The sequence below is a fragment of the Thermosynechococcus sp. genome, from assembly GCF_046299635.1.
GTDB lineage: Bacteria > Cyanobacteriota > Cyanobacteriia > Thermosynechococcales > Thermosynechococcaceae > Thermosynechococcus.
In genome coordinates this window covers 1-17,379 of the sequence record NZ_JBKBHV010000039.1, presented here as the reverse complement: position 1 = coordinate 17,379, position 17,379 = coordinate 1, and the positions used below count along the sequence as shown (strand labels likewise).

22 protein-coding genes are annotated in these 17,379 nt (G+C 54.2%); 14 read left to right on the top strand and 8 right to left on the bottom strand.

Features of this window, described 5'->3' with window-relative positions:
• Positions 1 to 175: 175 nt before the first annotated feature.
• The 3 genes from ACK4IR_RS12005 to ACK4IR_RS11995 are packed head-to-tail and all read right to left on the bottom strand — an operon-like array spanning position 176 to position 897.
• Positions 176 to 421 carry a chlororespiratory reduction protein 7 gene (locus ACK4IR_RS12005; RefSeq protein WP_409874589.1) on the bottom strand — a complete coding sequence of 82 codons (246 nt, stop codon included), beginning with the start codon at positions 419 to 421 and terminating at the stop codon, positions 176 to 178.
• Positions 422 to 459: 38 nt separating this feature from the next.
• On the bottom strand, positions 460 to 744 hold the full coding sequence (locus ACK4IR_RS12000) for a CAP domain-containing protein (protein ID WP_409874588.1): 285 nt from the start codon (positions 742 to 744) through the stop codon (positions 460 to 462).
• A 6-nt stretch (positions 745 to 750) separates the two neighbouring features.
• Positions 751 to 897 carry a CAP domain-containing protein gene (locus ACK4IR_RS11995; protein WP_409874587.1) on the bottom strand — a complete coding sequence of 49 codons (147 nt, stop codon included), beginning with the start codon at positions 895 to 897 and terminating at the stop codon, positions 751 to 753.
• 198 nt (positions 898 to 1,095) lie between these two features.
• Between ACK4IR_RS11995 and groL the strand changes: the two genes are divergently transcribed.
• Entirely contained in the window at positions 1,096 to 2,727 is a 1,632-nt protein-coding gene (gene groL, locus ACK4IR_RS11990; RefSeq protein WP_409874586.1) for a chaperonin GroEL, read from the top strand.
• A gap of 73 nt (positions 2,728 to 2,800) precedes the next feature.
• Here groL and bchD read toward each other — a convergent pair whose 3' ends face one another.
• Positions 2,801 to 4,792, bottom strand: coding sequence for a magnesium chelatase ATPase subunit D (bchD, locus tag ACK4IR_RS11985; RefSeq protein ID WP_409874585.1), 1,992 nt, complete (start codon positions 4,790 to 4,792; stop codon positions 2,801 to 2,803).
• Between the two features lie 110 nt (positions 4,793 to 4,902).
• Here bchD and ACK4IR_RS11980 point away from each other — a divergent pair, with 110 nt between their 5' ends.
• A complete protein-coding gene (locus ACK4IR_RS11980) occupies positions 4,903 to 5,265 on the top strand; it encodes a hypothetical protein (protein WP_409874584.1) in 363 nt (120 codons plus the stop codon).
• A gap of 97 nt (positions 5,266 to 5,362) precedes the next feature.
• Positions 5,363 to 5,464 (top strand): cytochrome b6-f complex subunit PetM, encoded by a 102-nt coding sequence (gene petM, locus ACK4IR_RS11975; RefSeq protein WP_300872643.1) that lies wholly within the window; start codon positions 5,363 to 5,365, stop codon positions 5,462 to 5,464.
• 15 nt (positions 5,465 to 5,479) lie between these two features.
• On the opposite strand, the gene ACK4IR_RS11970 is transcribed toward petM, so the two are convergent.
• Positions 5,480 to 6,409: an AEC family transporter gene (locus tag ACK4IR_RS11970; protein WP_409874583.1), complete on the bottom strand. Its 930-nt coding sequence runs from the start codon at positions 6,407 to 6,409 to the stop codon at positions 5,480 to 5,482.
• Positions 6,410 to 6,536: 127 nt separating this feature from the next.
• Between ACK4IR_RS11970 and ACK4IR_RS11965 the strand changes: the two genes are divergently transcribed.
• The 6 genes from ACK4IR_RS11965 (at position 6,537) to acsF (ending at position 10,564) form a co-directional block, all read left to right on the top strand.
• Complete coding sequence (locus ACK4IR_RS11965; RefSeq protein ID WP_409874582.1) at positions 6,537 to 7,121, top strand: thylakoid membrane photosystem I accumulation factor; 585 nt, start codon at positions 6,537 to 6,539, stop codon at positions 7,119 to 7,121.
• Positions 7,122 to 7,147: 26 nt separating this feature from the next.
• On the top strand, positions 7,148 to 7,333 hold the full coding sequence (locus tag ACK4IR_RS11960; protein ID WP_409874581.1) for a hypothetical protein: 186 nt from the start codon (positions 7,148 to 7,150) through the stop codon (positions 7,331 to 7,333).
• A 10-nt stretch (positions 7,334 to 7,343) separates the two neighbouring features.
• The gene (locus ACK4IR_RS11955) at positions 7,344 to 8,087 is read left to right on the top strand and encodes a dienelactone hydrolase family protein (RefSeq protein WP_409874590.1); all 744 of its coding nucleotides are present in this window, start codon (positions 7,344 to 7,346) and stop codon (positions 8,085 to 8,087) included.
• A gap of 193 nt (positions 8,088 to 8,280) precedes the next feature.
• Complete coding sequence (locus ACK4IR_RS11950; protein ID WP_409874580.1) at positions 8,281 to 8,955, top strand: hypothetical protein; 675 nt, start codon at positions 8,281 to 8,283, stop codon at positions 8,953 to 8,955.
• Between the two features lie 11 nt (positions 8,956 to 8,966).
• Positions 8,967 to 9,335, top strand: a complete 369-nt coding sequence (locus ACK4IR_RS11945) for an Npun_F0494 family protein (protein ID WP_409874579.1) — start codon at positions 8,967 to 8,969, stop codon at positions 9,333 to 9,335.
• An 86-nt stretch (positions 9,336 to 9,421) separates the two neighbouring features.
• Positions 9,422 to 10,564 (top strand): magnesium-protoporphyrin IX monomethyl ester (oxidative) cyclase, encoded by a 1,143-nt coding sequence (gene acsF / locus ACK4IR_RS11940; protein WP_409874578.1) that lies wholly within the window; start codon positions 9,422 to 9,424, stop codon positions 10,562 to 10,564.
• A gap of 474 nt (positions 10,565 to 11,038) precedes the next feature.
• On the opposite strand, the gene ACK4IR_RS11935 is transcribed toward acsF, so the two are convergent.
• Complete coding sequence (locus ACK4IR_RS11935; protein WP_409874577.1) at positions 11,039 to 12,019, bottom strand: carbohydrate kinase family protein; 981 nt, start codon at positions 12,017 to 12,019, stop codon at positions 11,039 to 11,041.
• Between the two features lie 114 nt (positions 12,020 to 12,133).
• On the opposite strand from ACK4IR_RS11935, the gene ndhC reads away from it, so the two are divergent.
• Genes ndhC through ACK4IR_RS11915 form a run of 4 tightly spaced genes read left to right on the top strand, consistent with a single transcriptional unit; the run spans position 12,134 to position 14,483 of the window.
• Positions 12,134 to 12,496, top strand: coding sequence for a photosynthetic/respiratory NAD(P)H-quinone oxidoreductase subunit C (gene ndhC / locus ACK4IR_RS11930; protein WP_409874576.1), 363 nt, complete (start codon positions 12,134 to 12,136; stop codon positions 12,494 to 12,496).
• A gap of 35 nt (positions 12,497 to 12,531) precedes the next feature.
• Positions 12,532 to 13,038, top strand: coding sequence for an NAD(P)H-quinone oxidoreductase subunit J (locus ACK4IR_RS11925; RefSeq protein WP_409874575.1), 507 nt, complete (start codon positions 12,532 to 12,534; stop codon positions 13,036 to 13,038).
• A 6-nt stretch (positions 13,039 to 13,044) separates the two neighbouring features.
• Positions 13,045 to 14,169, top strand: a complete 1,125-nt coding sequence (gene dprA / locus ACK4IR_RS11920; RefSeq protein WP_409874574.1) for a DNA-processing protein DprA — start codon at positions 13,045 to 13,047, stop codon at positions 14,167 to 14,169.
• Between the two features lie 29 nt (positions 14,170 to 14,198).
• Positions 14,199 to 14,483 carry a DUF3288 family protein gene (locus ACK4IR_RS11915; RefSeq protein WP_409874573.1) on the top strand — a complete coding sequence of 95 codons (285 nt, stop codon included), beginning with the start codon at positions 14,199 to 14,201 and terminating at the stop codon, positions 14,481 to 14,483.
• Here the strand turns inward: ACK4IR_RS11915 and ACK4IR_RS11910 are convergent.
• The gene (locus ACK4IR_RS11910) at positions 14,480 to 15,046 is read right to left on the bottom strand and encodes a J domain-containing protein (protein WP_409874572.1); all 567 of its coding nucleotides are present in this window, start codon (positions 15,044 to 15,046) and stop codon (positions 14,480 to 14,482) included. The two genes, ACK4IR_RS11915 and ACK4IR_RS11910, sit on opposite strands and share 4 nt — an antisense overlap.
• Before the next feature lie 108 nt (positions 15,047 to 15,154).
• Between ACK4IR_RS11910 and ACK4IR_RS11905 the strand changes: the two genes are divergently transcribed.
• Positions 15,155 to 15,928, top strand: a complete 774-nt coding sequence (locus tag ACK4IR_RS11905) for a WecB/TagA/CpsF family glycosyltransferase (protein WP_409874571.1) — start codon at positions 15,155 to 15,157, stop codon at positions 15,926 to 15,928.
• On the opposite strand, the gene ACK4IR_RS11900 is transcribed toward ACK4IR_RS11905, so the two are convergent.
• Positions 15,896 to 17,119 (bottom strand): YcjF family protein, encoded by a 1,224-nt coding sequence (locus ACK4IR_RS11900; protein ID WP_409874570.1) that lies wholly within the window; start codon positions 17,117 to 17,119, stop codon positions 15,896 to 15,898. The genes ACK4IR_RS11905 and ACK4IR_RS11900 overlap by 33 nt on opposite strands.
• Positions 17,120 to 17,379: the final 260 nt, after the last annotated feature.

Genomic DNA, 17,379 nt, shown 5'->3' with positions numbered 1-17,379 from the left:
GGCAAGCCTAGAAATTTGCCGGCTTTTCTTAAGTGGAACGTATGCCATAATAGTAGCCTAAGTTAGTGATTGTTAACAAATTGGCTCCTGTTAGTCAACCCCTTATTGATCCAAGAGCCTTATCTATATTAGAACGGAATTTTCCGAGCAGGGGTTTCGTAACCCTGTGTAACGATTATTTTTCTAAACGCACGGCGTACCACTGAAGGTAGCCACCATTCGCCAATGGTAGTTCGCAGCCTGTGGTCATGAGGTACTGGGCGCGACTTTCCACATCGGGCAAGGCAAGTAGATCCGGCGTTAGGGAAACATCGGTTCCTGTTAAATACTCCACCAGCTTGGCCTGTAGCTCTAGGGGCGTCAGAAAGGCCTCATCGCTAGCAGTGGATTCAAGGACAACGTACATCTCTTCGCTGAACATGGTTAGTGAGGTTGACTTGACATTGATTACATTAAAAATTATTCGCCCACCAAAGCTCTGCCTTTATTGGGGTGGCAGTGTAAACATTTTGTAAACATTTGTACAGCATAGACCTCACCCCGTGCTGAATTCAAAGCAATGCCAAAACCAAAACGGCTAAATTCAGGGCAGAAGATATTTTGGCGATGCCCCTCACTGTACATCCACCCTTTTTGGAAGCGATCAATCAGCTTATTGTTGAGCACCAATCCGGGGGTGTCCTTCTGCTCTATGATGTTTTCACCCACGCCGCCGCGCCCCCCTAGGGCGATAAAGGGATCCATGGGCGATTACCCTTCTGGGTTGGTGTGGCTAAAGTATTGGCGTTTAAGCATATCTTCGGCGGGGCGTTGTGCTACCTCTGTGAGTAACTCATCGGCAATGAGAGGAGGCAGTCCATTGAGCTGGCGATCGCGATTCACTAATTGCAGGGCCAAGACTGGTATTTCCGCAAGGGAGCGTTTTGGCTGAGCCGCAATGACATCTGCCAGTGTACGCGAGCAAGTGCGGAATCCACTACATTTCCGTCTATTGCCCTGAGCTTGTTCTCCAGAGTATTGTGAACAATGGCTAGAAGTCTGCCCCATTTGCAGTCCCTCAATTATTACCTCCAAGTTACTAAAGGATAGCCACCCATGGCAAAATTAGTCGCATTTCATGAAGAGTCTCGGCGATCGCTCGAACGCGGAATTAATGCCCTTGCCGATGCTGTGAAAATTACCCTTGGCCCTAAAGGGCGGAACGTGGTGCTCGAGAAAAAGTATGGTGCACCACAAATTGTCAACGATGGCGTGACAATCGCCAAGGAAATTGAACTGGAAGATGCCTACGAAAATACCGGTGCCCAACTGATTCGGGAAGTGGCTGCCAAAACCAATGATGTCGTCGGCGATGGCACCACTACCGCAACCCTCCTTGCCCAAGCGCTAATCCGCGAAGGCCTGAAAAACGTGGCTGCCGGCGCCAATCCCATTGCCCTCAAGCGCGGCATGGAAAAAGCAATCAAAACAATTGTCGAGGGCATTGCCGAAGTCGCCAAACCCGTGGAAGGGGACATGATTGCCCAAGTGGCAACCGTCTCCGCCGGTAATGACCCAGAAGTGGGGGCTATGATTGGTGAAGCCATGGCCAAAGTCGGCAAAGATGGCGTGATCACGATTGAAGAGTCGAAATCCCTAAATACAGAAATGGAAATTGTCGAGGGGATGCAATTTGATCGCGGCTACATCTCCCCCTACTTTGTCACCGATCCAGAGCGGATGATTGTCCAGCTTAACAATGCCTATCTGCTCCTGACGGACAAAAAAATTAGCAGCATTCAAGACCTGATTCCCACCCTAGAAAGAGTGGCTCGCAGTGGTCGCCCCCTTGTGATCATTGCGGAAGATGTGGAAGGAGAAGCTCTCGCCACCCTAGTGGTGAATAAACTGCGGGGCGTCCTCAATGTTGTTGCCGTGAAAGCCCCGGCCTTTGGCGAACGCCGTAAAGCGATGCTCCAAGACATTGCCATTCTCACGGGCGGTCAAGTCATTTCTGAGGAAGTGGGTCTAACCCTAGATGATGTGGAAATCACCATGCTGGGAGAAGCCACCTCCGTCACGGTAACCAAAGACACGACCACCCTTGTGTCGGAGAAAGGCAATAAAGCTGATATTCAAAAGCGTGTCGAGCAGCTCAAGAAGCAGTTGGCCGAGACCGACTCCGAATACGATAAAGAAAAGCTACAAGAGCGCATTGCCAAGCTGGTGGGCGGCGTGGCGGTGATCAAAGTGGGTGCCGCCACCGAAACTGAATTGAAGGATCGCAAACTGCGTCTCGAAGATGCCCTCAATGCTACGAAAGCAGCAGTGGCTGAAGGCATTGTGCCTGGCGGTGGGGTGACATTGCTTCACTTGGCCAGTCGCATTGATGCCCTGCTCCCTAGCCTCAGTCCTGAGGAACAAACGGGTGCACACATTGTTGCTAGTGCTTTAGCAGCGCCAGTGGCTCAAATTGCGGATAATGCCGGTGTCGAAGGAGCCGTTGTTGTGGAAAATGTCCGTGCCGGTGACTTTAACTATGGCTTCAATGCCGCAACCGGCACCTATGAGGATCTGGTCAGTGCAGGGATTATTGACCCCGCTAAAGTTGTCCGCTCTGCCCTGCAAAATGCCGGTTCGATCGCTGGCATGGTACTGACCACGGAAGCCCTTGTGGTCGAAAAACCGGAACCGAAACCCGCAGCCCCCGCTGATGGCGGTATGGGGGGCATGGGCGGCATGATGTAGGCCCACTGCCTTAATCGTTTGCCATTTCCTCTCCTCCTGATTTAACCAGGGGGAGAGTTTTTTTTATTCGTGCCTAAAATTTCAGGGCATTCTGCGTCACTTGGGCGATCGCCTGATCGGTGGCCTTGGGCAAATGGTAATACTTGCCTCCGGCTCGCTGCGCCAATTCCTTGCCCATCCCCGTGGAGACGAATTTATTTTCGGTGTCAATCACCAAGAGCTTCAGACCCAAGGCTTGAATTTTAGCAGCAATGTCCAACACCTCGGCTTTAACGTCGGGTTTAGTCTCCGGCGGAAGGGTTTGCCCTAGGGAACGACTCAGGGGAACATTGCCCCGCCCATCGGTAATCGCCACGATCATCACCTGACCGATTTCCCCGCTTTGCCGCGCATTTAAGCCCACCCGCACTGCTTGGGTCAAGCCATGAGCTAGTGGAGAGCCACCGCCACAGGGCAGGGTTTCAAGGCGCCGCCGTGCCGCTTCAATGGATCGGGTGGGGGGTAGGAGCACTTCCGCTTGCTCACCACGAAAGGGAATGAGTGCCACCATATCGCGGTTTTGGTAGGCTTGGGTGAGTAGGCGTAAGACCGCCCCCTTAGCAGAATTCATGCGGTTCAGTGCCATGGAGCCGGAGGCATCAACCACAAAAATAATCAAGGCACCTGCCTTGCGCACCAAGCGCTTAATCCGCAGATCACTGTTTTCAACAATGACGCGACGTTGGGGTTGACGCAGGCGACGGGATTTTTGGTAGGGAGCGGCACTGCGCAGGGTGGCATCCACGGCAATGCGACCCCCTCGGCCACGGGGCAAAATTGGGCGGATATAGCGACCGCGATCTTGGGAGTAAATCAGGCTACGGCTCCCCGATTTTCCTTGGCGTTGGGTCAGTTGGGCAAAGTAGAGTACCGATTCATCCAAGACCGTGCCATCAGCCTCAAAGACAAATTCCTCGGGAATGGGTGGCGTCTCCTGCTGCTCTTCCGGTGGCGTCTCTGGCTCATCGGGTTCTTCCTCGGGGTCAGACTGCTGATTCTCTGGGGGGGGCGGTTGATCCGGCGGCGGTTCGAGTTGAGTGGCTCGCGGCACAATGACGAGTTCAACAGCGCGGCGTAAGTCTTCGGCATTGACTTCACTGCGGCCATGGAGAGCTGCATGGGCTTTGGCTACCCGCACGGCAAAGAGTTCTGCTCGATGGCCTTGGACACCTCCCCGGAGCGCTTCCGTGACGAGATAGGCAATTTGCTGCCGTTGAATTTTCACCTCCTTGAGCCATTCCCGCGCCAGAATAATTTGGGTGCGCAGATCCTCTAGCTCGGCATCATACTGCTGCAAAAAGGCTTGGGGTGAATCGGCAAATTGTATAGCATGATCCACTGCCCTCACCCGCTCATCTAAGCCTAGAACCATATCCGCCGAAAGGGCGATCGCAAACCGATCCAGCAGATGGGGCGGCACTTCCCCCTCGTCGGGGTTAAACGTGGCAATTAGAAGAGGACGACAGGGGTGATCCAGACTAATCCCCTCCCGTTCAATTTGGTTACGCCCGGCACTAAGCACCGCCATCAGCACATTGGCCAGTTGCTCATCCAAGAGATTAATTTCATCCACGTAGAGCACCCCTCGGTGGGCTGCCGCCAACAGGCCGGGCTGAAAGACCGCTTCGCCCCGCTGCACTGATTGACTCACATCCACCGCCCCCAATAGGCGATCCTCGGTGACACCCAAGGGAATTTGCACAAAGGGCGCCGGAATAACTTTGGTGCTCAACTCGACATCGGGATGGCGTTGGCGCCAAGCCAGCAAGCGGCTATCCCACTCTTGAGGACGTTCCGGATCGGGGTTGGCAATGAGGGGTACCGGAATTTCCCCTTGCTCAATGACCTCAATGGGGGGCAACAGGGCATGAATACCTCGTGCAAGGACGGATTTGGCCGTACCCCGCCGCCCGGCAATGATCACGCCCCCCAAACCGGGATCAACGGCGGCCAACAGCAGTGCCAGTTTAATAGCCTCTTGGCCAATGATGGCAGTGATGGGAAAGGGGGCGATCGCGAGCGTCATTGAATCCCTGTTCTAGGTAAACAGCAATTATCATTCCCATCTTACCGAGGGGAGGAAACGCTTTCTCGCTTCTTTGGCTAGACTGGGGTCAGTGGTTGGAAAGCTTGCTGATGAAATACCTTTGGGAAGCGACGGTTGCCGTGATGCTGTTGATCCTAACCCCGCTGGCGGCGCTGGCACGTCCCCTCTCCTGTCGCTCCTATGAGAGTACGTTTGTGGCCACGGAGACCCGTAGTTACTGGGTGAACATCTGTGGGGGCGATCGCCCCGCCTACTATATGGCACGACACAAGCAGGATCCACGCCTATCAATCCGGCTGCCCCTGCGGGATTGGAGTCCTCAAGGGTACTATTTTGAGGCCGTTAATGGCGAGTACACGTATCTTTTGACCAAAACACCGCGAGGGATGTTCTTGACCGTGAGTCGCGGTACCCATGAGCTGCTGCGCGAACCTGTTTTGGAGCCGTGGTGAGCAAAGGAACCCAATTTGATGAACTACCCACTGCATAGGGAGATGGGGAATTCCACGAGAAATGTTAAAATTAGTTCTTGTTAGCTGAGGCCGCCCTATGGCAGAAGAGATTTTCAATACTGCGGTAATTACGTTTACGTTGGTTCTGGTTGGTTTAGGGGCAGGGTACCTGCTGTTGCGCTTAACGCCTGAGGATTAAACACCAAGTGTGCCCCTAGCCGGCAAAGAGTACAAGCCACAGGGGCAACAAAAGAATTAAGGCAAAAAGACTGGTCAAAATTAAGCTGGCGGCAAAGGTGCGGTCTAAGCGATACACATCCGCTAGGATCAGTGTCATAAAAGCGGGGGGCATCCCTGCTTGTAGCACCATCCCTAGGCGCGGCAGCCCCGTGACCCCGATCAAGGTTAACCCTATCCCTAGAAACAACGGTACAAGTAGCATCTTGATGGCCAGACAGGGAATGATCCGTTGCCACCGAAGTTTGAGGGGAGATTCCCCCAGGCGAACGCCCATGTAAAGGAGGCCGGCAATCACCATTAACCATGCCAAGGTTAGGAGTCCCTGTTGGGCGATCGCCGGTAGGGGATGTTGTCGCAGCAGCAGTCCCATGCCCACACACCAAAGGGTGGGATTACGGCCGATGTGCCACAGCAGTTTGGAGATGGAAATTGAGCGATGACCAAAACTCGCCGCCACGCCAACGCCAGCACTATAGGAGATAAGGAGCGTCCCCATCAGATCAAAAAACAACGCCCAGCTAAAGTACTCCTGCCCCAGCAGTCGCCACGTAATCGGAAAGCCGATGAAGCCCGTATTGCCCACCATGGTTGCCAAAAGAAAACTGCCCTGCTCCTGCCGACTGTGAGCGGGAAACTGCTGCAACCACAGCCAAGCCAAACCGAAACCGATCCCCATCCCTAGCCATGCCACTAGAGGCGCAAGCGTACTGTGATCCGTAATCGTAGTTGTGACAATAAAGCTAAACGCGGTTAAGGGCGTCCCCACCCAGAACAATCCCTGCGCCAGCCAAGCCCCCGTCGCCGGTGGCAAAAAGCGGCTACTGCCATAGCCAATACCCATGCACAGAAAAATCAATCCGTACAGTTCAGCAAGAGTCGGCAGTAGGGTTAGCAGAGCCTTCACACCAAAAGCATCTGACGGCAAAATTGCGGTTGAGGGTCAGCCTCTCATCCCTTTCTCCCCCATAGCTAAGGTACACCGAGCCGATTCTGATGGGAAAATCAGGAGGGGATAGTTGATGGAGAAATAGATGAAACGACTTTGGGGCTGGTTAGGCCTGATCCTCCTTCTGTGGGGATTCTGGACGGCGCCGAGTTGGGCGGGGCTACAGGACGATCACTACGACGGGAATATCTTTGCCCTTTATGCCGGCAATGGCTCCTTGGTGCCACCAAAAGTTACCCTAGAGAAATCCCGTCAGAGCGATCGCGCCACCTTGCTGCTGTTTTATGTGAACGATAGCCGCGATTGCAAGCAGTTTGCTTCAACCATCTCCCAGTTGCAGGGATACTATGGCCGCGTCACGGATTTCATTGCCGTCAATGTGGACGCCTTGCCCTTTGGGGCGCAGTTTTCCCCCGCTGAAGCAGGCTACTACTACAAAGGCCGGGTGCCGCAAACGCTAATTTTTGACCGCCAAGGGCAACTGCGGCAGGAATTCATTGGGGTTGTTCCCTTTGAAACCCTCGATGACACCCTTCGGGCAGTTTTTGATCTGCTCCCTAGAGCTGAATCTTTGGAACTGCGGCCTCGCGCCGTGAATGAAATCAATGTGGAACTGGTGCCTCCGACACCCACCAAAGGGGAGAATCTGTCCAAGGGAGCGGTAGAGTAAAAGTGAGCGTTGCAGCGAGGTCAAAGATGGAGTTACCCACCCTACAGGAGCGTCTGGCAATTGTTTTGGCGAAGCGGGAGAGTCTCAAAAAGCTCTTGGAACTTCCCGGCCAAGGCACCCTCACGATTGATATTGAATCCGCCCTTGCGGAACTCGATGAATTGATGAGCGACTTCAAGCGCACGTTTCCCGACCTCGACATTCCTGCTTAGGAGGTTCATGATGGTGGAGATAACCAGCCGCTGGGTCAAGGTGGCCAATGGCGAGCTGCTGATTGATGCCTACTTGGCAGAGCCGGTGCCCCCCGGCCGTTATCCGGCAGTGATTGTCTTTCAGGAAATTTTTGGCGTCAATGCCCATATCCGCGACGTGACCGAACGCATTGCCCGCGAAGGCTATGTGGCGATCGCCCCCGCCCTTTACCAACGCTTTGCCCCCGGCTTTGAAACGGGCTACACCGCGGCGGATATTGACCTAGGGCGACGGTACAAAAACCAAACCAAAGCCGAGGAACTCCTCAGTGACACCCAGGCCACGATTGCCTATCTGCGCCGCCGCGAAAATGTAGAGGGCGATGCCATTGGGACGATTGGCTTTTGCTTTGGCGGTCATGTCGCCTATCTGGTGGCCCAGCTGCCGGATATTAAAGCTACGGCCTCATTCTACGGCGCCGGGATTACCACCATGACCCCCGGCGGTGGCCTGCCCACCATTGAAATCACACCGAAAATTTGCGGCACGCTCTATGCCTTCTTTGGCGATCGCGACCAAAGTATTCCCATGGAGGAGGTGAAACAAATCGAGACCGCCTTACAGCAGCACGGTATTCGCCACCGTATTTTTGTGTATCCTGCCGACCACGGTTTCTTCTGTGATCAGCGGGACAGCTACGATGCCGCAGCGGCTCGCGATGCGTGGGAGCAGGTGAAAGAACTCTTCAACAGCATTCTGCGCCGGCAACACTAAAAAGCCTGCCACTGTCAACAGAATCCTAACTTTTATTTAACCGGCTTGGCTTTCAATGGGTTGACTTCAAAGGGCTATAGTATAGGTATCAGGCTCCATTTGCGTTCCCCTCTACCCAACAAATCCTGAAGGTCATGATTAAGACTTAGCCTTCAAAAATTGAGCCATAACCTTATCTAAGGGGCTGCGGTTTATGACTACTCCTAGTCACAAAGTCCTGCTGAAGCAGGGAGCGCTTGTTCTCAAGCAATGTAAAAAAGCGCTTCTTCAACAAGATATGGTGGTGCTTCAGCAGCAGGCACGCATTTTACAAGTCGCAGCAGTGGCCTCGCGACAAACACTAATTGAGGCGCAAGCACGCCTTTTGGAACAGGCAGCCCAGCAAAATCAACCCCGCCGGGCAGCGGAAATTCTAATGAAAATCAAAGAGTGCTTGGTTGCCCTAGCAGGAGATCAGCGCGACTTTGACAGCCTGCCGGGCGTGGCAGCAGAGGCTGAGGCACCCCCACAAAAGCCCCCCTTTATCCAGCGCCCTCAAGATGACAGCTATACGAAACGCTTGGGGAACTATCTGGTTGAGGCAGAATTAGTGACACCGGCGCAAATTGAAGTTGCCTTAGCGGATCAGCGAGCCACCGGGGCACGGCTGGGGGATATTTTGGTAGCACGGGGATGGCTGCGCAAGGGCACGATTGAGTTCATCATGGAGCGGGTGGTCTTGCCCGATCGCCGTCGTCAGGAGGCAGAAGCTTCCTCTTCGCGACCGAGTTCTGGGTCGGTTCAGTCCTCAAAAATACCTCCACCGACTGGTAGCTCAGTGAATGACCGCGCAACCTTTATTGATAGCATCTATTCGGAACTTCTGTAGAGACGTACCCTGTGGCGATCGCATATTCCCAAAGAGCCTTAGAACGGGGCGATCGCGCCCTGCGCTGTAGTCCCTTTTTGCCCCCCTTGTTTCAGACAATGCAGCAGCGGAGTGTGGCACTTTTAGAAATTGTTGGGGAGGCGGGTCTGAAATCTGGATTCACGCGATCGCCCTTGCCTGTGCTCTTTGCAGAAGCAGAATTGGACTGGTTGATCCGCGTGGGTTTACTGCGGCGGGAGGTGGATGGCCAAGGTCTGACCGATCGCTATCGCCTCACCCCCTTGGGGCAACAACTCATTCAACGCTATAGCCAACCTACATGGTCGGCCTCTTGGGGCGATCGCTGGCGCAATCAACTCAGCCGCTGGTGGGGAATGTAACGGTTCTGTAACGACCTGTAACGCATCGGTGATTTTCGCTACCATGCTTTATGAGTGCCGTTAGCAAGAGCGAGACGCAGCTTTTTATGGTCAATACCGTCGCCAAACCAGAGTTTGAAGAACTGCGGCCGGGCATCAAAGCCCCCGCAAAGGAAACCATCCTCACGCCCCGCTTCTACACTACCGACTTTGAAGCGATGGCCAATATGGACATTACAGAAAATAAAGCAGAGCTTGAGGCCATCCTTGAGGAGTTCCGCTGCGACTACAACCGCCACCACTTTGTGCGGGATGAAGAATTTGAACAGTCTTGGGATCACATTGATGGCGAAACCCGCCAACTATTTATTGAATTTCTGGAGCGCTCCTGCACAGCCGAATTTTCTGGCTTTCTCCTCTACAAAGAACTGAGCCGCAAGCTGAAGGATCGCAACCCCCTACTGGCGGAGTGCTTTGCCCTCATGTCTCGCGATGAAGCCCGCCACGCCGGTTTCCTCAACAAAGCCATGTCCGACTTCAATCTGTCGTTAGATCTCGGCTTTTTGGCGCAGCACCGCAGCTACACCTACTTTGAACCCGAATTCATCTTCTACGCCACCTACCTCTCTGAGAAAATTGGTTACTGGCGCTACATTACGATCTACCGCCATCTGGAAAAGCACCCCGAACATCGGATTTACCCCATCTTCCGCTTCTTTGAAAACTGGTGCCAAGATGAAAACCGCCACGGTGACTTCTTTGATGCCGTGATGCGTGCCCAGCCGCAAATGCTGGATCGCCCGCGCACCTTCTGGCAAAAAATTAAGGAAATTCCTCTGTCCTTCTCTGGTAAAAAATGGGCACGCTACTTCATGGTCTGCTGGCTGCCACCGAAACTCTGGTGCCGCTTCTTCCTGCTGTCAGTGTTTGCCACCATGTACCTCAACGATTTGCAGCGGGCGAAATTCTACGCCGCCATTGGCTTGGATGCCCGTGAGTACGATCGCGAGGTGATTGCCAAAACCAATGAAACCGCGGGTCGTGTTTTCCCGGTGATTCTTGATGTGGATCATCCAGAATTTTATGAGCGGCTAGAGCGGTGCGTTGAAAATAATGCCAAGCTCACGGAAATTAGCAAACAAAATGGCAGCTTCCTGAAGAAACTTCCCCTCTACCTCTCGAACGTGTGGCAGATGATCAAGTTATTCTTGATCCCCGCTAAGGAACCGACCCCGGCTGCGGTGCGTTAATTTTTTCTGCCACCTAAAAATACAGTGATCGCCATGGGTTGCGTCCGCGGACGTAACCTTTTTTTCATTTTTCCTACAACTGATGTCCGTATTATTACGGAGTGTTGCGAGAGTATGAAAAGAATCTAAAAGCACTTTTGAGTACTGGGGATCGCTAAAACTTGCTCCCTAGGCTTCTTCGCCCCTGTGATCGTGGAAAAAGTGGCCGAGGGGAATTTCATAGGATGAAAGGTAGAGAGTCTCAAGATTTTACTTCGGAGTTGATCCCCGCGATGGACAGCCCAATTGTTACTCCCACAACTTGTCGCTTTTGCCGCTTCTACCATTCCGAAGGGCGGCGCGGTGGTACCTGCGAAAAACTAAACGTCCCGGTGCGGGGATTTTGGCGGGCGTGTCCCTTGGTGGCAGCCATCCCTTTACACCGGGGCGAGCCTGCGATCGCGACAACCACCCCCTCAACGGCAGCAAGCACAGTTAGGGCGTCCGTATTTTTCTTTCAGGATGATCCCAAAGCCATTGAGTGACTTCAGCAAGGGTCGGTTGACCCGCGATCGCTCCCCGTTTTGTCGTAACCAAGGCACCCACCACCGTTGCAAATTCTAAACAAGCCGTCTGCCACTGGGGGTCACGGTAGTTTTCCAGTCTGCCTTGCAATAATTGAGCAATCCAACCCGCAACAAAACCATCGCCGGCACCGGTAGTATCCACTACTGGCATGGAGGGTGGCTGGAGTTCCCCTTGATTGCCGTGCCAGCAGTAGCGAATGGCTTGATCTCCATTGGTAATGACCACCGCATGGTCAGATGTCATGCCCCAAAGGGCGTGATAGATCACTTGGGGATCACTATCAGAGAAAAATAATTCTGCCTCCTCCTTGGCCAGTTTTAGGAAATGCGCCTGTGCCAGAAAAGAACGAATGCGTTCAGGAGCCGCACTCGGATCAGGCCAAAAGATGGGTCGCCAGTTGGCATCAATGAGAATAAAGGCACCTTTTTGCCGCAGTTGCTGAACCAAATGTTCAATCGTGGTAGCCGTGGGTTCACTGGCCAGTCCGAGCGTTCCGGTGACGAAAAATCGTGCCTCGGCCAGTAACGAGGGGGAGACCTGCTGGCCATAGAACTGCATATCGGCAAAGATGGAGGTTCCTGCCGGGGCAAACCCGACAAACCGGCGATCGCCCCCCACCAGTTGAATCCGCACTTGCCGCGTCGGCACCCCAGCTACCCGCTCTACCGCTTCGATATTCACCCCCAAGGCGGCCAATTCAGCACAGGCCTGCTCCCCCAAGGCATCCTCCCCCACCGCCCCCAAAAAGGCGGCACTGACCCCCAATTTCACCAAACCACAGGCCACATTGGCCGGGGCACCCCCCAGAAAACACTGGGGCGGATCAGGGGGCACTTCTAAACAGTCAAAGAGAACTTCGCCAGCACAGAGGACAGTGGGTTGGGACATTGCTAATGATTCGCTATAGGGCAATTTAGTTTTTTCTATTGATCCCTAGCCTAGCGATCGCTAGGGGAGTGTGTCAAAATGATAGCGATTCCAAGATCGAGGGACACTGCAACTGTGTTTGTTCTCAGTGGTTACGAGTATTTTCTCGGATTTTTGATTATCTGTGGTCTGGTACCGGTACTAGCCTTAGCTGCCTCTGCGCTATTGCGTCCTAAATCCGGGCGGATGATCCGCTTGACGACGTATGAATCGGGGATGGAACCTATTGGTGGCGCGTGGATTCAGTTCAATGTGCGCTACTACATGTTTGCCCTCGTCTTTGTCATTTTTGATGTGGAGACAGTCTTTTTGTATCCTTGGGCAGTGGCCTTCCATGAATTGGGCTTACTGGCCTTTATTGAAGCCTTGATTTTCATTGCCATTCTGGTCGTGGCTCTGGTTTATGCGTGGCGCAAACGTGCCCTCGAATGGTCTTGAGTGAGTGGATAGCAGTTTAGGTTGGAGCAACGAACATGAGTGACACCCCTGAAGCCCCCATTGTTGAAGCTGGCCCTGTGTGCCGCCTCCTACAGTCCCAAAACCTCAGTGTGGAATCCCTTGGTACCGATGCCTCCGGCGTAGAAATGATCAAGGTGGATCGCGATCGCCTACTGGCGGTGTGCCAGGTTCTCTATGCCGATGGCTTTAACTATTTGCAGTGCCAAGCCGCCTACGATTCTGGCCCCGGCCAAGACTTGGTGAGCACGTACCACCTGATCAAACTCAGTGATAATGCCGATCGCCCTCCAGAGGTGCGGCTTAAAGTCTTTGTCCCCCGTGATGATGCCCGTGTGCCCTCGGTCTATTGGATTTGGAAAACTGCTGACTGGCAAGAGCGCGAATCCTACGATATGTTCGGCATTGTCTATGAGGGGCACCCCAATTTGAAACGCATCCTCATGCCCGAGGACTGGGTGGGCTGGCCGCTGCGGAAGGATTATATTACCCCCGATTTCTACGAGTTGCAGGAAGCCTACTAAGCCCCCTTGGCTCCCCTCGATGCTGCCTACTGGTATAGCTGGTCACAGATTCCCGGCCTTGGGCCAGTCTTGCTCAAGCGCCTGTGGCAGTACTTTGGCGATTTGAAAACTGCTTGGGAAGCTCCCTTGGCCGCCCTTGGCGCAGTGGAGGGCATTGGTGCCAAACTTCAAGGGGCGATCGCCCACTACCGTCAGCAGTGTCAACCGGTAGACCTTTACGAACGCCACTGCCAGCAAAATCCTCAGCATTGGGTGCTGAGCGATCCTCGCTACCCCTCCTTGCTGCGGGAGATTCCCGACCCGCCGCCCTTACTCTACTATGGCGGTGCCCGCGTTCTTGAACTCCTAAGCCAACCGGCACCGACCGTGGCAATTGTCGGCACCCGTGATCCTTCAGAATATGCGCAGCGTTGGGCACACAAGCTGGGATACGCCCTTGGGCAGGCGGGGTTTATCGTCGTCTCTGGCATGGCCGCAGGCATTGATGGCGCAGCGCATCGCGGTTGTCTAGACGCCGGAGGAGCCACCCTCGCCGTTTTAGCCACGGGTGTGGATATGATCTACCCACCGGAAAATCGTTCGCTGTACTACCAAATCCGTGAACGTGGCGGGTTCTTGAGCGAGTATCCTAGGGGGGTGGGTGCCGATCGCCCCCAATTTCCTCGCCGCAATCGCATCATTGCCGGTCTATGCCGGGCCGTGATTATTGCCGAAGCTCCCTACAAATCCGGTGCCCTCATTACGGCCCGCTACGCCGCCGAGTATGGTCGCGATGTCTATGTGCTGCCGGGGCATCTCGATAATCACCGTGCCAAAGGTGCCCTGAGTTTGGTGAATCAAGGAGCACAAATTATCTTGGGGGAAGAAGCCCTCCTCGAACAATTGGGGCATACACCCCCCCTTGATCCAACACCGTTCTCGGCCCCACCCCCAAGGCTATCGCCACCCCAACAACAGATTCTGGAGGCTATTCAACAACTGAGCCGAGGTGGTAATAGTGTTGCCTTTGACGACATTGTGCAGCGCGTGCCTTTAGAAACGGGGGTGATCATGGCAGAATTGATCCACTTGGAGTTGACGGGTTGGGTGGAGCAGCAGCCGGGGAATCGCTATCGCAAAGTTGGAGGTTAAAGTTTCATCAATAAATTTTGGAGGACGAAATGACAAACTCGCAGAACCTGCAACATCCCCGCGAAGTCCAAGATCGATTAGTCCTCGAGCGCCTGCAGCAAGAGGGCATGAGTGATTACAATTTGGCGGAGCTAGGACGCCTGCTAATTCGCTACGATGGTTTCCCCGGTGCGGAAACGAATAAGAAATTAATGGCAGAGCTGTTAGCAAAATGGCAACTCACAGAGGAAGAACTTTTTGAGCGTACCCGTGCCATCCACGCGCGCGGCGGCGTTTACAAGGTAGGCAGCAATAAGCGAGAAGACTGGACTTAGAGTTCTTTGCCGTAGAGGCGATCAAGGGTACGAAAGTCCTTTTCGGCTTCTTGCCAAAGGATACGGTTATTCGGATCGGCTTTCAGCGCTCGATGCAGGTATTCCCGTGCCGCTTGGGGTTGGCGATCGCGAATGAGTTGCCGCGCCCAACACTGATAGGTGACGGCTTGCCACTGCCGTACTTCGGCATCTTGGGGCAGCCGACTGGCCAACCCTTCCACAAGGGAAATAGCCCGTTGATAGCAGCGATATTTGAGAAACTCCTGAAGTTGGCGATAGCTGACGTGTTTCAGTTCAATTTCAAAAGCAGAGAGGGGAGGGGGTGTCTGCGGCGGGCGAGATTGGGATTCTGATTTAACAGGGTTGGGGCGAAAGGTGGGCAGTACGCGCACCAGTTTTTCGTAGGCCTGTTGGAGGAGAATAAACTTTTCGTGGGCAGTGCGATCGCCGGGGTTGACATCGGGATGATAGCGTCGTGCTAAGCGTCGGTAGGCGGATTTGACTTGGGCTAAGGACGCCCCTTGTGGCAACTCCAGAATGCGATAGCACTCTTCTAAATTCATTCCCTAGGGTACAACATCACATCTGCTTTGCATTGTCGGCTGTTCACTGCGGTTCTGCAACCAATGTCCTACGCTGGAATCAAGTGAAACATGCGGAGTCGCCCCAGCGTGGAGTCAGCACACATTTTAGGGACACGGATTGATGTCACCACCTACAGCCAAGCCTGCGATCTCATAGCTGCATGGATTGGTCAAGGCAAGGGGGGCTATGTGGTGGCGGCCAATGTGCATGTGGTGATGACGGGGGTGTGGCGATCGCCCTTCCAAGGGGTGGTCAACGGTGCCCAACTGGTGACCTCTGACGGCATGCCCTTGGTGTGGGGCTTACGGCTCTTGGGCTTTCCTGAGGCAGAACGGGTCTATGGTCCTGATTTGATGCTGGCCTTGTGCGATCGCGCCCAGCAGGAAGGCTGGCGTATTTTCTTCTATGGCAGTGAACCACGGGTCTTGGAACGGCTGCAACGGAATCTGCGGGAACGCTTTCCCAACCTGCGGTTGGTGGGAGCCTACGCCCCTCCTTTTCGTCCCTTGACCCCGGCGGAAGAGGCCGGCGATCGCCAGCGCATCCTTGACAGCGGTGCCGATTTGGTCTTTGTCAGCCTTGGCTGCCCCAAACAGGAGGAGTGGATGGCTCGCCAAAGTCCTTTTCTGCCGATTGTCTTGGTGGGTGTGGGAGCCGCCTTTAACTTTCACAGTGGCGTTGTGGCGCAAGCGCCGCGTTGGATGATGGCGATCGGTCTGGAGTGGCTCTTTCGACTCCTTCAGGAACCCCGCCGCCTTTGGCAACGCTATCTGATTAACAATCCCGCATTTGTTGTGCTTTTTGCCGCCCAACTTTTGCGCCAGCGGCTAGGCCGACGGCAAGCCAAGAGAGTGCCCTAGGGTTTGCAGGGGAGAGCGCCCCACCTGTTGTTGTGCCCACCGAAGGCTTTGCTGCAACCGGGTCACTAAAGGCAAAGAGGTTGGCTGCGCAGCGGTCTCGAAGTAATGGATTAAGCTAAAGCCGCTCAAGCGCAATACATAGGCTGCCGTGGCCCCCTGTAAACAACTCCCTGCCAAATAGGTGAGGGAATTGCCCTTAAGCCACTGCCCTAGGGATTGTGTGCCCAGTTCCACCGCCCCCAACTGCACCATCAGCCGCAACAGCTCCTTGGCCAAGGGTTCGGCATCCGCCAAGCGAAAGGAGCGTTGGTAGATTTGCCCTAAGTCCCACGTGAGGCGCACCAATAGCCCCCCGGCCATAACGAGATCCAGAAGAGGGAGAGGATTCACTGCCGTTGCTGCTGCCGCCAGCCATTGGTAGCGTTCGATGATGGGGGTGGCTCGTTCTTGGCGATAGCGGTTGAGGGCAGCTTGCGCCTGTTGATGGAGGTCTTGGGCACGGCGATAGGTGCCGGCTAAGACCAGATTCACTCGCTCTTGGGTGAGACGCTGCTGCAAGGCGGAGGTGAGGGCTTGGGGATTGTCGGGTGTAAAGGGAATCGGTTGATCTTGCCCCATTTGGAGTTGTCGAAGTTGCTGCCGTAAATGCACTGCCAAGCGATCGCGCTCTTGCACCGTTTCTGGATAGCACACCACAAAAACGTGATAATGGCCGGCCTGCAACACCCGCAGCATCTCAAACTCACTGGCGGTGAGGGCACCCCTTACCGTCAAAAGCACCAGATCCGCTTGGGGAACGGTGGCTAGGGTTTGCCGCTGAAGTGTACACCCATCGAGGGACAAGGCGGCCACGGCCGAGTACACTTGATTAACAGCATAAGCCGATTGTCCTAACACACACACTTCAACCGCCGGGGAATCGAGGCGCTGCTGTAGGTGGCGGTGGGTGGCTTGCAAAGGGGCTTGGCGATCGGCGGGCAGTTCTTGCAAGAGGCGCTGGGTGTCTGCCAGTTGCTTTTCAACTAGTTGGGGATTGAAGGACAGTTGGAGGGAGTCCATCTTAGTCGCAGCGGGCGATCGCCGCCAGTACCAGTAGCCCCATCCTAGAGTCAAAATTAGTAGCCATACCCACGGATGGTCGTTTGCCCAGCCACTCAACAACAGCAAAGTAATGACGGCAGCAATAGCCATGTTCTTTACCCCCAGCAAGAACCTCTGTTTGTTAGCTTACCCTGACTCGTGAGCAGCACTCAAATGCCCAAAGCTCAAGGAGAGGCAGCTTGAATTTTGTCCCCACCTGTCCAAGGATGCAAGCACCTCTGGACTTAAATATTCTCCTGACTAGAAAATATTCAAAAGTAGCTTCTTGACTTGGTTTGAGAGTTTTTGTTAGATTTAGAGGTGCTTGAAAATCGCTGAACCTATTTCCCAGAGCGGGATTGACAACTGAA